This is a genomic window from Pseudomonas imperatae, assembly GCF_057128625.1.
In genome coordinates, this window is record NZ_JBSKHP010000008.1 from 106,397 (window position 1) to 119,806 (window position 13,410).

Here is a 13,410-nt window from a genome sequence, read left to right on the forward strand (position 1 = left end):
ATGGCTGATTCACCGCGTGGGGCGGACGCAGCCTGCGGCAGCTGCTACGGGGGTTCGGTGGTAAGCTTGGGGCTGACTATTTCGCGGAATGTGTTGGCATGCACGACCCAAGCAACGCCCCCACGCGCAAGCGCGCCACCAGCCTGGCCCACGACCTGGTCGAGGTGCTGAGCCAGCAGATCCTGCTGGGGCAATTCCGCCCCGGCGACAAGCTGCCGTCCGAACCGACCATCGTGCGCGAGCACGGGGTCAGCCGCACGGTGGTGCGCGAGGCTATCTCCAAGCTGCAGGCCTCGGGGCTGGTGGAAACCCGCCACGGCATCGGCACCTTCGTGCTGGAGCGCGAATCGCAACTAGGGCTGCGCCTGAGCCTGGACACCGCCGCCAGCGTGCGCGGCATTCTTGAGCTGCGCATGGGCCTGGAGGTGCAGGCCGTGGCCCTGGCGGCCGTGCGCCGCAGTGATGAACAGCTGCGGCGCATGCGCCAGGCGCTGGACGACTACCAGGCCTCGCTGGCCAACAACGACAGCTGCGTGGAAGAGGACAAGCGCTTCCACCAGATGATCGCCGAGGCCACCGGCAACACCTATTTCACCGAGATCATGCAGCACCTGGGCGACACCATGATCCCGCGCACGCGGGTCAAGGGCGATGAGCGCGGCGACGCCGACTTCGCGCGCCTGGGCTACCTGGCCAACCAGGAGCACGAGGCCATCCTCAACGCCATCCGCAAGCAGGACCCGGACGCCGCGCGGGCGGCGATGGTACTGCACCTCACCAACAGCCGCGACCGTTTTTCCGGTAACTGAGAGTCTGTGGGAGCTGGCTTGCCAGCGAGCTGTTGGAGGGCCTCAAAAGCTCGCTGGCAAGCCAGCTCCCACGCCTATTTCATTGCCAGCCGAAGCGGCGGATATAGAACCGCTTCATGGCCTGGGTCAGCGCCACGTACGCCACCAGAATCACCGGCAGGAAGGCGAAGTACAGCGGCGGCAGCGCCTGCAGCTTGAAGTAGTGCGCCAGCGGGCCCATGGGCAGGAAGATGCCGATGGCCATGATCACCCCGGTCATCACCATCAACGGCATGGCCGCGCGGCTCTGCAGGAACGGCACTTTCGGCGTGCGGATCATGTGCACCACCAGGGTCTGGGTCAGCAGGCCGACGATGAACCAGCCGGATTGGAACAGGGTCTGGTGCTCCGGGCTGTTGGCGCCGAACACGTACCACATCAGCGCAAAGGTGGTGATGTCGAACACCGAGCTGATCGGCCCGAAGAACAGCATGAAGCGGCCTACCTCGCCCGGCTGCCAGCGCTGCGGCTTCATCAGCATCTCGTCGTCGACGTTGTCGAACGGCACGGCGATCTGCGAAATGTCGTACAGCAGGTTTTGCACCAGCAGGTGCATCGGCAGCATCGGCAGGAAGGGGATGAACGCACTGGCCACCAGCACCGAGAAGACGTTGCCGAAGTTGGAGCTGGCGGTCATCTTGATGTACTTGAGCATGTTGGCGAAGGTGCGACGGCCTTCCAGCACGCCTTCTTCCAGCACCATCAGGCTCTTTTCCAGCAGGATGATGTCGGCCGCTTCCTTGGCGATGTCCACGGCGCTGTCCACCGAAATGCCGATGTCGGCAGTGCGCAGCGCCGGCGCGTCATTGATGCCGTCGCCCATGAAGCCGACCACGTGGCCGTTGGCCTTGAGCAGGCGCACGATGCGTTCCTTGTGCGCAGGCGTCAGCTTGGCGAAGACGTTGGTGGTTTCCACGGCCACCGCCAGTTGCGCGTCGGTCATGTCCTCGATGTCGTTGCCCATCAACAGGCCTTGCTGGGCCAGGCCCACCTCGCGGCAGATCTTGGCGGTGACCAGCTCGTTGTCGCCGGTCAGCACTTTCACCGCCACGCCGTGGGCGGCCAGGGCCTTGAGCGCGGGCGCGGTGCTCTCCTTGGGCGGGTCGAGGAAGGCCACGTAGCCGATCAGGGTCAGCTCGCGTTCGTCATGGATGCCATAGTTTTCCTGGGTAGGCGGGCGCTCGCTGGCGGCCACGGCCACCACGCGCAGGCCTTCGGCGTTGAGCTCGGCGGTGACCTGGCGGATGCGCGCCAGCAGGCTGTCGGACAGCGGCTCGACCTGGTCGCCGTGGCGCACCTGGTGGCACACCGAGAGAATCTCTTCCACCGCGCCCTTGCAGATCAGCACGTGGTGCTGGTCGTGCTCGGCCACCACCACCGACATGCGCCGGCGGTTGAAGTCGAACGGAATCTCGTCGACCTTGCGGAAAGCCGTGGCAACCTGCAGGTCGCGCTGCACGTCCACGTGTTCCAGCACGGCCACGTCCAGCAGGTTCTTCAGGCCGGTCTGGTAGTAGCTGTTGAGGTAGGCCATCTCCAGCACTTCATCGGACTCCTGGCCCCACACGTCGACGTGGCGGGCGAGGAAGATCTTGTCCTGGGTCAGGGTGCCGGTCTTGTCGGTGCACAGCACGTCCATGGCGCCGAAGTTCTGGATGGCGTCCAGGCGCTTGACGATGACCTTCTTGCGCGACAGGAACACCGCGCCCTTGGCCAGGGTCGAGGTGACGATCATGGGCAGCATTTCCGGGGTCAGGCCCACGGCGATGGACAGCGCGAACAGCACCGCTTCCATCCAGTCACCCTTGGTGAAGCCGTTGATGAACAGCACCAGCGGCGCCATCACCAGCATGAAGCGGATCAGCAGCCAGCTGATCTTGTTGACGCCGGTCTGGAACGCCGTTGGCGCACGGTCGGTGGCGCCGACCCGTTGCGCCAGGGCACCGAAGTAGGTGCCGTTGCCGGTGGCAACCACCACCGCGCTGGCGGCGCCGGACACCACGTTGGTGCCCATGAACAGGATGTTGTCCAGCTCCAGGGGGTTGCGCGTGGCCGGGTCGCGCAGCTGCACGAACTTCTCCACGGGCATGGATTCGCCGGTCATGGCAGCCTGGCTGACGAACAGGTCCTTGGCGCTGAGCAGGCGGCAGTCGGCGGGGATCATGTCGCCGGCGCTGAAGATCACCACGTCGCCGGGCACCAGCTGCTTGATCGGCAGTTCCACGCGCATGTGCCCGTCGGCGTTGCGGCGGCGCACGGTGGCGGTGTTGCTGACCATGGCCTTGAGCGCATCGGCGGCCTTGTTCGAGCGGGCTTCCTGCCAGAAGCGCAGCAGGGTCGAGAGCACCACCATGCTGCCGATCACCAGGGTGGCCTTCATGTCTTCGGTGATGAACGAGACGATGGCCAGCAGGGTCAGCAGCAGGTTGAAGGGGTTCTTGTAGCACTGCCACAGGTGCACGTGCCAGGCCAGCGGCTGCTCGTGCTCCACCTCGTTGAGGCCCACGCGGGCGCAGGTGTCCTGGGCCTGGGCTTCGCTGAGGCCATCGGCGTGGCTGCCCAGGCGTTCCAGCAGGGCCTGGCTGTCACCGCCCGCGGCCGCCACCAGGCTGTGGGCCAGGGTGGGGGGTATCTCGCGGCTGACGTTGGTGTCATTCAGGCTTTCGAACAACGCCAGGCGGCGGAAGTGCCGGGCGATGTGGCGAGTCCGCAGGAAGCCTGCGAAAAATTCTTTGAGCAGGGTGAAATTCATGGCGCTGCTTTCCCCAGTTGGCAGTGGGGAGACCATCGCGCAGGCACGTGCGCTGTCCTGGCTGCAACGTTGCAGGCCGGGGCAGGGGAGTCTGTGGAGAAGGGAAGGCTGCGGCGCCCCGCATGGGGGGCGCCGGCAGGATTGCCGTCTCTCGCGTCAAGGCGAGACACGGCAGGGAAGCTGCGCGTTATCTCGCCGAGAAAATGCCGGTATCGATGACCGGCCGACTACTGTCGCTCGAACAAGTGCCCACGTGGGGTCTCCGCGGTGATTGAAAACGCGCGCAGCATACGCTTGGGGTTTGCTCCCGACAATAGTGGGTGGCGATCATGAGGGAAGTTTCATATTGGCTGGCCAAACGCGCCGTACCCGCATAATTGCGTCGTCTGCATCGCGACTAAAGTCGGCTCCTACGCTGCCCGTGGTAGGAGCCGACTTTAGTCGCGATGCAGGCGACGCGGTTTTCTGTCAGGAAGACGTGTTACGCACCAAGTTCAAGTGCGAACAATTCCTGCAGCGTCTGGCGGCGGCGAATCAGCTGTACCTTGTCACCGTCCAGCAGCACCTCGGGAATCAGCGGGCGGCTGTTGTAGTTCGACGACATCGACGCGCCATAAGCGCCGGTGGTGTGGATCACCAGCAGGTCGCCGACCTCGGCGCGCGGCAGCGGGCGCGGGGCCACCAGGCCGCCTTCGTGCTGGGTGAAGACGTCGCCGGACTCGCACAGCGGGCCGGCCACCACGGTGGGGCGCAGCTCGCCGGTGCGCGGCTGGCCGTCTCGGTCCAGCAGGGTGAAGCCGTGGTAGCTGCCGTACATGGACGGGCGCATCAGGTCGTTGAAACCGGCGTCCACCAGCGCGAAATGCTGGCTGCCCATGTCCTTGATGGCGCGCACTTCGGTCACCAGGGTGCCGGACTCGGCCACCAGGAAACGCCCCGGCTCGATTTCCAGGCGCACCGGGTGGCCCAGGTGGGCGGCCACGCGCTGGCGGGCGGCGTCCCAGATGGCGGCGTAGCGCTCGGTGTCCACCGGCTGCTGGTCATCCTTGTAGGGCACCGACAGGCCGCCGCCGGCCGAAATGGCCTCCAGGTCGTGGCCCATGCCGATCACTGCGTCGGCCATGGCCGTGCACACTTCTTCCAGGTGCGCGTAGTCCACGCCCGAGCCGATGTGCATGTGCAGGCCCACCAGTTGCAGGTCGTACTGGCGCACCACGGCCAGGGCTTCGCCCAGCTGGCTGTGCCACACGCCGTGCTTGCTGTTCTCGCCGCCGGTGTTGGTCTTCTGGCTGTGGCCGTGGCCGAAGCCGGGGTTCAGGCGGATCCACACGCGGTGGCCGGGGCGCTGCTGGCCCAGTTGGCGCAGCATGTCGATGGAGCCGCAGTTGACCTCCACGTCCAGCTCGATGATGCGCGCCAGGGTGGCGCGGTCCAGCAGGTCGCAGGTGAACACCACGCCCGCCGGCTCGCCCTGGGGGCTGTAGCCGGCCAGCAGCGCACGCTCGATCTCGCCCAGCGACACCGCGTCCACCTGCACGCCCTGTTCGCGCATCAGCTTGAGGATGTGCACGTTGGAGCAGGCCTTCTGGGCGAAGCGGATCACGTCGAAGCCCTGCAGCTGGCTGATGCGCTGGCGGATGATGGCGGCGTCGTAGGTCCAGAAAGGCGTGGCGTGTTGCTGAACGAGGGGCAGGATGCGATCGAACATGGTGGTGTGGCCGTGAAGGGGAAAGGTGGCCATCATGCGCAATTATCTCTATTCAATAAAATATCTGTTTTTTCTCTGTCCATTCAGTTCTGATATGGCTTGGGTTTGATTTCGAGTCTTTGCAATGGACATATCCCTGCGTCATATCGAAGTGTTCCGCGCGGTGATGAACGCCGGCAGCGTCACCGGCGCCGCGCAGCTGCTGTTCAGCTCCCAGCCCACCGTCAGCCGCGAGCTGGCGCGGCTGGAAAGCCTGCTGGGCATGCCGTTGTTCGTGCGCGAGCGCGGCCGGCTGACGCCCACGGCCCAGGGCCTGATGCTGTTCGAGGAGGTGCAGCGCGCCTACGTCGGGCTGGAGCAGATCGCCAGCGTCGCCGAGTCGATCCGCCGGTTCGACCAGGGCCAGTTGAACATCACCTGCCTGCCGATGTTCGCCCAGGTGCTGCTGCCGGCGGCGTGCCTGGCGTTCAGCCGGCAGTACCCCGGCGTGGCGGTGAGCATCACCGCCCAGGAATCACCGGCGCTGGAAGAGTCGCTCAGCGGCCAGCGCTACGACCTGGGCCTGATCGAAAGCCGCCACCCGCCACGTGGCACCCGGGGCTTCGAACTGTTTTGCGCGGAAATGGTGGCGGTGCTGCCGGCCGGCCATGGGCTGGCGGCGAAGGCGCGCCTGGAACTGAGCGATTTCGACGGCCAAGCGTTCATCAACCTGTCCGGGCTGGACCTGTACCGCAAGATGCTCGACGAACAGTTCCGCCGCGCCAACGTGCAGCGCCACGGGGTGATCGAGACCAGCACCGCCGCCTCGGTGTGCGCCATGGTGCGCCAGGGGCTGGGGGTGGCCATCGTCAACCCGCTGACTGCCCTGGACGAGGCGGCCCGCGGCCTGGTGCTGCGGCCGCTGGCGGTGGCGGCGCCGTTCAGCGTCAGCCTGATCCAGCCCCAATACCGCCCTGCGTCAGTGCTGGTGGAGGCATTTACCGCCTGCCTGCAGACCGAGGCGGCGCGCCTGGCCGCCCTCCCGTAGCAGCAACTGTCTTGTGGGAGCTGGCTTGCCAGCGAGCTTTTATGGCCCCAACAGCTCGCTGGCAAGCCAGCTCCCACAGGATGTAGCAGCTGCCGCAGGCTGCGTCAGGCGGGCTTTACCGCGGTGCCTGTGACGCGGCCTTGCGGCCGCTGCTACGGTTCAGAGGTCGGCCAGTGCTTCACGTAGGTTCACATCCGGCGCGCTCTGTTCATCCAGGTCCAGCTGGCCTTCCAGGTCGACCAGGTGGTCCAGCGTGGCGCGGATGGCGTTGTCGCTGTTGCCCGACTGCAGGGCATCGAGGATGGCCTGGTGGTCGTCGCAGCGGCAGGAGGAGGTTTCCAGGCGTTGGTACAGCGAGACGATCAGCGAGCTGCGCACGATCAGGTTGCCGAGCATTTCACGCAGCAAACGATTGCCGCACAGGTCGGCCAGCATCAGGTGGAATTCGCTGCGCACGCGCACGGTCTCGCGGCGGTCGCCGCTGGCCGAGGCCTGGTGTTCGGCTTGCATTTGCGCGGCGATGGTGTCGGCGTTGGCGGCCAGGGCGTCGGGGGTGATGGCCTCGACGATGGCGCGCTCGATGGCGCGACGGGCGGCGAACACTTCCCGCGCTTCCTGGGCCGAAGGCTGCGAGACGATGGCGCCGCGGTTGGTCTCGATGGTGACGATGTGCTGCATGGCCAGGCGCTGCAAGGCCACCTGCACGTGGTTGCGGTTGGCCTGCAGGGTCTCGACGATCTGCGCCTCTACCAGCCGCGTGCCGGGGCGCAGGCGTTGCTGGGCGATGGCGCGCGACAGCACGTCGACGATGCGGGTGACTTCCAGCTGTTTGGCGGTGACGGTGACAGAAACCATATTTCCTCGAACGGTGAGCCCATGCAGAGCCTGCGACTGGGTGCAATGGGGGCGCATTATCCGCCAGCGGGCCGGCCTTTGAAAAGCGCGCTGGCCGACCGCCAGCAGGGAAATTTCGCCGTCAAACCATTGCAAGATGCTGCTTGCGCTTGGGGGGTGGGCAGGCCAGATCCAGCTGTTTGAGGTCTTCATCATCCAGTTGGATAGCGGCTGCCGCTGCATTCTGCCGCACATGGTCGGCATGCACGGCCTTGGGAATGGCAAGCACCCCGTCCTCGCGCAGCACCCACGCCAGGCAGGCCTGGGCCGCGGTGATGCCATGTTTGTCGGCGATGGCCTGCAACGCCGCATGGCGCAGCAGCTTGCCGCCCTGGGCGATGGGGCAGTAGGCCATGGTCGGTAGGCTGCGGGCCTGGCTCCAGGGCAGCAGGTCGAATTCGATGCCGCGGGCCTCGGGGTTGTACAGCACCTGGTTGGTGGCGCAGCGCTCGTCGTCCAGCTCTTCCAGGTCGTCGACGTCGAAATTGGACACGCCCCAGCGGCCGATCTTGCCCTGTTCGCGCAGGCGTTCGAAGGCTTCCACGGTTTCCGCCAGCGGGTACTGGCCGCGCCAGTGCAGCAGGTACAGGTCGATGTGCTCGGTGCCCAGGCGCTTGAGGCTGCGCTCGCAGGCAGCCGCCACGCCGCTGCGGCTGGCGTTGTGCGGGTACACCTTGCTGACCAGGAACACCTGCTCGCGGCGCCCGGCGATGGCTTGGCCCACGACCTGTTCGGCGCCGCCTTCGCCGTACATCTCGGCAGTGTCGATCAGGCTCATGCCCAGGTCGATGCCCAGTTGCAGGGCAGCGACCTCCTGGCGCCTGGCGCCGGGGTCTTCGCCCATGCGCCAGGTGCCCTGGCCGATGATGGAAACCGAGGTGTCTGCGAGTCGATGATGGCGCATGGCTACTCCCTGAAACATGGATGGCTTATAGTCTGACGACGCTAGCGAAATAACATTCAACACAAGGAAACGGCATGGGTCGACAGCTCGTGGTCTGCCTGGACGGCACCAACAACCGCTTCAGCCTGCAACCTACCAATATACTGCGGATGATCCGCTGCCTGTCCGATGATCCCGCCCGGGTCATGTCCTATTACGACCAGGGCGTGGGTACCTTCGGCCTGCGCGAGACGCTGTTCGAGTGGCAGAAACTGCCCTCGCGGCTGTGCGGCCTGGCGTTCGGCTGGGGGTTGAAGGAGACGGTGGGTGGCGCCTATCGCTTTCTCGCCCGGCATTATCGCGACGGCGACCAGCTCTACCTGTTCGGCTTTTCCCGGGGCGCCTACGCCGTGCGCGCGCTGGCGGCGCTGATCGACGCCGTGGGCCTGGTGCGCGGCCACGAGGCACATCTGTTCGACTATGCCTGGGCCATGTTGCAGGCGCGCAACAGCGACAAGCAGCCGGACTTCAAGCTGCAGGACGCGTTCAAGGCCACCTTTGGCCGGCCGGTGAAGGTGCACCTGCTGGGGTTGTTCGACACGGTCAAGTCCGAGGGCTGGATCTACGACCCACTGGTGCTGCCGTACACCGCCAGCAACGCCATGGTGGAGAACGTCCGTCATGCGCTGTCCATCGACGAGCGCCGTTGTTTCTTCCGCCCCAACCTGTGGCAGAAGCGCCCGGGGCAGGGCACCGACGTGCGCCAGGTGTGGTTCGCCGGGGTACACAGCGACGTGGGCGGTGGCTACGCCGTGGACGAATCGGGCCCGGCGTTGCTGGCCTTGCGCTGGATGCTCGGCGAGGCGCGGGCCCTGGGCCTGGCGCTGGACCCCGACGGCTGCGCCCGCGAGCTGCAACTGCTGGACGCCGGCGGCCCCGGGCAGTTGCACGACTCCATGACCTGGCCATGGCCGCTGGCCGAGTGGTTGCCACGCCGGGCCTGGAGCTACACGCTGCACAAGCACGTGTTCACCATCGGCAGCATGCCGCCGTTCGGCCAGCCGCGGCCGCGCTACATCGCCGAGGGCGCGGTGCTGCACCGCTCAGTCCTGCAGCGCCTGGAAAGCGGCGACTACCACCCCGTCAACCTGCCCCGCCAGTACAGCGTCGCAGAAGACCTGCCCCTGATCCCTCAAACCACCCCCACCCCGTAGCAGCAACAGTCTTGTGGGAGCTGGCTTGCCAGCGAGTTTTTCGGGCCCCAACAGCTCGCTGGCAAGCCTGCTCCCACAAATCGTTCGTCGTCATGGCGTGGGTTGGTGCTGGGCGGAAGTCTCAATCAGCACCTCCTGCAACGCCTGCGCCGCCGCCGACAGCTTGTGGTCGGCCAGGCGCATCAGGCCGATGCGCCGCTCGATGCGCGGCTCATCCAGGGCCACGCAACGCGCGCCCAGTTCCTCCATCTGTTCGATGCACAGCGACGGCACCGCGCTCACCCCCAGGCCGCTGGCAACCATGCGGCCGACGGTGCTCAGTTGGTGGCTTTCGAAGGCTACAGACAGCTTGCCATGGGTATCGGCCAGGTCCTGCTCCAGCATCAGGCGCACCGCCGAAGGGCGCTGCAGGGTCACGAAGTCCTCCTGCAACAGCTCGCTCCAGCTGAGCTTGTCACGCTGGGCCAGGGGCGAATCGGCCGCCACCACCGCGACGAAGCGGTCCAGGTAGAACGGCGTGAACACCAGCGAGCTGGTGGACTCGGGCTCGAAGCCGATGCCCAGCTCCACGCGGCGGTGGCGCACCATTTCCAGCACCTGCTCGTTGATCACGTCGTGCACGGCCACGTTCACCCGCGGGTGGCGGTCGCGGAAGGTCTTCAGCGCCGCAGGCAGGCGGTTGCCGGCGAAGGAGGGCATGGCGGCGATCGAGACCTTGCCGGTCTGCAGGGTGAAGTGCTGGCGCAGCAGTTCCTCGGCGTTGTCCCAGTCGGCCAGCAGCTGTCGTGCCAGGGGCAGCAGGGTCTCGCCCTCGGGGGTCAGGGCTACGCTGCGCGTGGTGCGGATCAACAGCGCACCGCCCAGGTCTTCCTCCAGGCCCTTGATGGTCAGGCTCAGGGCCGGCTGCGACAGGTGCAGCCGCTCGCCGGCCTGGGCGAAGCTCAAGGCCTGGGCCACGGCCAGGAACGCACGAAGCTGCTTGATGTTCATTGTTTTGCAAACTCAATCAATCCATCAGAAAAACAAAATTAACAAATAACTCCGTTGGCGAGAAGATGGGCCGAACACGCTCCTGGGCTAAGCTGGCGTTAGTCCAATAATTAAAACAAGGCGGATCGATATGGCTGGGCTCGACAAGCGAGTAGCAACCTGGGAAGAGGCCCTCGCCGGCCTCACCGACAACATGACGGTATTGTCCGGCGGCTTCGGCCTGTGCGGCATTCCCGAGAACCTGATTGCGCAGATCAAGCGCATGGGCGTGCGCGGACTGACCGTGGTGTCCAACAACTGCGGCGTCGATGGCTTTGGCCTGGGCGTGCTGCTGGAAGACCGGCAGATCCGCAAGATGATCGCCTCGTACGTGGGCGAGAACGCCCTGTTCGAACGCCAGCTGCTGGACGGCGAGCTGGAAGTGGAACTCACCCCCCAAGGCACCCTGGCGGAAAAAATGCGCGCCGGCGGTGCTGGCATCCCGGCGTTCTACACCGCCACCGGCTACGGCACCCCGGTGGCCGATGGCAAGGAAGTGCGCGAGTTCAACGGCCGCAAGTACATTCTTGAAGAGGCCATCACCGGCGACTTCGCCATCGTCAAGGGCTGGAAGGCCGACCACTTCGGCAACGTCATCTACCGCCACACCGCGCAGAACTTCAACCCGCTGGCCGCTGCCGCCGGCAAGATCACCGTGGTCGAGGTCGAGGAAATCGTCGCCCCTGGCGAGTTGCCACCCAGCCAGATCCACACCCCCGGCATCTATGTCGACCGGGTGATTCTCGGCACCTTCGAAAAACGCATCGAAAAGCGCACCGTCAAGGCCTGAGGCCCGGCCCAGAACAACAAGAGGTTTTGCACATGGCACTGACCCGCGAACAAATGGCCCAGCGTGTGGCCCGCGAACTCAAGGATGGCTACTACGTGAACCTGGGCATCGGCATTCCGACCCTGGTGGCCAACTACGTCCCCGACGACATCGACGTGATGCTGCAATCGGAGAACGGCCTGCTGGGCATGGGCGAGTTTCCTACCGAGCAAACCATAGACGCCGACATGATCAACGCCGGCAAGCAGACCGTCACCGCCCGGGCGGGTGCGTCCATTTTCAATTCGGCCGAATCCTTCGCCATGATTCGTGGCGGCCACGTCGACCTTACCGTGCTGGGCGCCTTCGAGGTGGACGTGCAGGGCAACATCGCCTCGTGGATGATCCCCGGCAAGCTGGTGAAAGGCATGGGCGGCGCCATGGACCTGGTGGCCGGCGCCGACAACATCATCGTCACCATGACCCACGCCTCCAAGGACGGCGAGTCCAAGCTGCTGCCCCAGTGCAGCTTGCCGCTGACCGGCGCGGGCTGCATTCGCAAAGTGCTGACCGACCTTGCGTACCTGGAGATCGAGAACGGCGCGTTCATCCTGCGCGAGCGCGCGCCGGGCATCAGCGTCGAGGAAATTGTCGCCAAGACTGCCGGCAAGCTGATCGTGCCGGATGATGTGATCGAGATGACGTTCTAAGCCACACCGCGCTCCCGTAGCCGCTGCCGCAGGCTGCGCTGGCCCTTGAGTTCACTGAAGACATTCAGCGAACTCAGGGGCCAGCGCAGCCTGCGGCAGCGGCTACAGTGCTTTGCAGCATCCAAAAATAAAGACAATAAAAGGTAGTACCCCATGTCCGTAGACATTGAAGAGAGCCGCTACGCGCGGTTTGCCCTGCGTTGCTCCAACTGGGCCGAGCGCTGGTTCCCCGATTCCTGGGTGTTCGCCGCCGTGGCGGTAATCGTCGTGGCCTTGGCGGCCATGGCCATGGGCGCCAAGCCCAACGACACCGCCACCGCCTTTGGCGACGGCTTCTGGAGCCTGATCCCCTTCACCATGCAGATGGCCTTCGTGGTCATCGGCGGCTACGTGGTCGCCAGTTCGCCGCCCGCAGTGAAGCTCATCGACCGCCTGGCGCGCCTGCCGAGCAATGGCCGCTCGGCGGTGGCCTGGGTGGCGCTGATTTCCATGGTCGCCTCGCTACTCAACTGGGGCCTGTCGCTGGTGTTCGGTGGGCTGCTGGTGCGCGCCCTGGCGCGCCGCACCGACCTGAAAATGGACTACCGCGCCGCCGGTGCCGCCGCCTACCTGGGCCTGGGCGCCGTGTGGGCGTTGGGGCTGTCGTCGTCGGCTGCGCAATTGCAGGCCAACCCCGCCAGCCTGCCGCCGTCGATTTTGGCCATCACCGGCGTCATTCCCTTCACCCAGACCATCTTCCTCTGGCAGTCCGGGCTGATGCTGGCCGTGCTGGTGCTGGTGTCGCTGGTCATCGCCTACGCCACCGCGCCGGGCCCCAACAGCGCCCGCGACGCCAAGGCCTGCGGCATCGACCCCAGCTTCAACCTGCCGCCCCAGGCCCAGCGCACCCGCCCCGGCGAGTGGCTGGAGCACAGCCCGGTGCTGACCTTGCTGCTGGTAGCGCTGGCGGCCGGCTGGCTGTACCACGAGTTCTCGACCAAGCCGGCGATCACCGCCATTTCCGGGATAAACACCTACAACTTCCTGTTCATCATGCTCGGCGCGCTGCTGCACTGGCGCCCGCGCAGCTTCCTCGACGCCGTGGCCCGCGCGGTGCCCACCACCACCGGCGTGCTGATCCAGTTCCCGCTGTACGGCTCTATCGCCGCCATCCTCACCACGGTAAAGGGCGGCGAAGGCCAGTCCCTGGCCCAGCACATCTCCACCTTCTTCGTGCAGATCGCCTCCCACGACACCTACGCGCTGCTGATGGGCGTGTACTCGGCGGTGCTGGGCTTCTTCATCCCCTCGGGCGGTGGCAAGTGGATCATCGAGGCGCCGTACGTGATGCAGGTGGCCAACGACCTCAAATACCACCTGGGCTGGGCCGTGCAGATCTACAACGCCGCCGAGGCGCTGCCCAACCTCATCAACCCCTTCTACATGCTGCCACTGCTGGGCGTGCTGGGCCTGAAGGCGCGCGACCTGATCGGCTTCAGCTTCGTGCAGCTGCTGGTGCATGTGCCGCTGGTGCTGGTGCTGTTGTGGGCGTTGGGGACGACGTTGCAGTATGTGCCACCGGTAATGCCCTGACAGG

At 65.8% G+C, this 13,410-nt stretch carries 11 protein-coding genes; 6 read left to right on the forward strand and 5 right to left on the reverse strand.

Annotation, left to right across the window (positions count from 1 at the left end):
- The first annotated feature begins 98 nt into the window (after positions 1 to 98).
- Positions 99 to 809 (forward strand): FadR/GntR family transcriptional regulator, encoded by a 711-nt coding sequence (locus tag ACWKWX_RS12215; RefSeq protein WP_483827844.1) that lies wholly within the window; start codon positions 99 to 101, stop codon positions 807 to 809.
- Positions 810 to 888: 79 nt separating this feature from the next.
- Here ACWKWX_RS12215 and mgtA read toward each other — a convergent pair whose 3' ends face one another.
- On the reverse strand, positions 889 to 3,600 hold the full coding sequence (mgtA, locus tag ACWKWX_RS12220; protein ID WP_483827845.1) for a magnesium-translocating P-type ATPase: 2,712 nt from the start codon (positions 3,598 to 3,600) through the stop codon (positions 889 to 891).
- A 481-nt stretch (positions 3,601 to 4,081) separates the two neighbouring features.
- Positions 4,082 to 5,308 (reverse strand): diaminopimelate decarboxylase, encoded by a 1,227-nt coding sequence (gene lysA / locus ACWKWX_RS12225; protein WP_483827846.1) that lies wholly within the window; start codon positions 5,306 to 5,308, stop codon positions 4,082 to 4,084.
- Between the two features lie 124 nt (positions 5,309 to 5,432).
- On the opposite strand from lysA, the gene ACWKWX_RS12230 reads away from it, so the two are divergent.
- Entirely contained in the window at positions 5,433 to 6,335 is a 903-nt protein-coding gene (locus tag ACWKWX_RS12230) for a LysR family transcriptional regulator (protein ID WP_416425745.1), read from the forward strand.
- Between the two features lie 159 nt (positions 6,336 to 6,494).
- Here ACWKWX_RS12230 and ACWKWX_RS12235 read toward each other — a convergent pair whose 3' ends face one another.
- Positions 6,495 to 7,190 (reverse strand): GntR family transcriptional regulator, encoded by a 696-nt coding sequence (locus ACWKWX_RS12235; RefSeq protein ID WP_416425744.1) that lies wholly within the window; start codon positions 7,188 to 7,190, stop codon positions 6,495 to 6,497.
- A gap of 121 nt (positions 7,191 to 7,311) precedes the next feature.
- Entirely contained in the window at positions 7,312 to 8,133 is an 822-nt protein-coding gene (locus tag ACWKWX_RS12240) for an aldo/keto reductase (protein WP_483827847.1), read from the reverse strand.
- 74 nt (positions 8,134 to 8,207) lie between these two features.
- Here ACWKWX_RS12240 and ACWKWX_RS12245 point away from each other — a divergent pair, with 74 nt between their 5' ends.
- Complete coding sequence (locus ACWKWX_RS12245; protein ID WP_416425742.1) at positions 8,208 to 9,326, forward strand: T6SS phospholipase effector Tle1-like catalytic domain-containing protein; 1,119 nt, start codon at positions 8,208 to 8,210, stop codon at positions 9,324 to 9,326.
- A 90-nt stretch (positions 9,327 to 9,416) separates the two neighbouring features.
- Here the strand turns inward: ACWKWX_RS12245 and ACWKWX_RS12250 are convergent, their stop codons facing one another.
- A complete protein-coding gene (locus ACWKWX_RS12250; RefSeq protein ID WP_483827848.1) occupies positions 9,417 to 10,316 on the reverse strand; it encodes a LysR family transcriptional regulator in 900 nt (299 codons plus the stop codon).
- A gap of 130 nt (positions 10,317 to 10,446) precedes the next feature.
- Here ACWKWX_RS12250 and ACWKWX_RS12255 point away from each other — a divergent pair, with 130 nt between their 5' ends.
- The 3 genes from ACWKWX_RS12255 to ACWKWX_RS12265 all read left to right on the forward strand — a co-directional run bounded on the left by ACWKWX_RS12255 (position 10,447) and on the right by ACWKWX_RS12265 (position 13,406).
- The gene (locus tag ACWKWX_RS12255; RefSeq protein ID WP_473003740.1) at positions 10,447 to 11,145 is read left to right on the forward strand and encodes a CoA transferase subunit A; all 699 of its coding nucleotides are present in this window, start codon (positions 10,447 to 10,449) and stop codon (positions 11,143 to 11,145) included.
- A 32-nt stretch (positions 11,146 to 11,177) separates the two neighbouring features.
- A complete protein-coding gene (locus ACWKWX_RS12260; protein WP_483827849.1) occupies positions 11,178 to 11,834 on the forward strand; it encodes a CoA transferase subunit B in 657 nt (218 codons plus the stop codon).
- 153 nt (positions 11,835 to 11,987) lie between these two features.
- On the forward strand, positions 11,988 to 13,406 hold the full coding sequence (locus tag ACWKWX_RS12265; protein WP_483827850.1) for a short-chain fatty acid transporter: 1,419 nt from the start codon (positions 11,988 to 11,990) through the stop codon (positions 13,404 to 13,406).
- Positions 13,407 to 13,410: the final 4 nt, after the last annotated feature.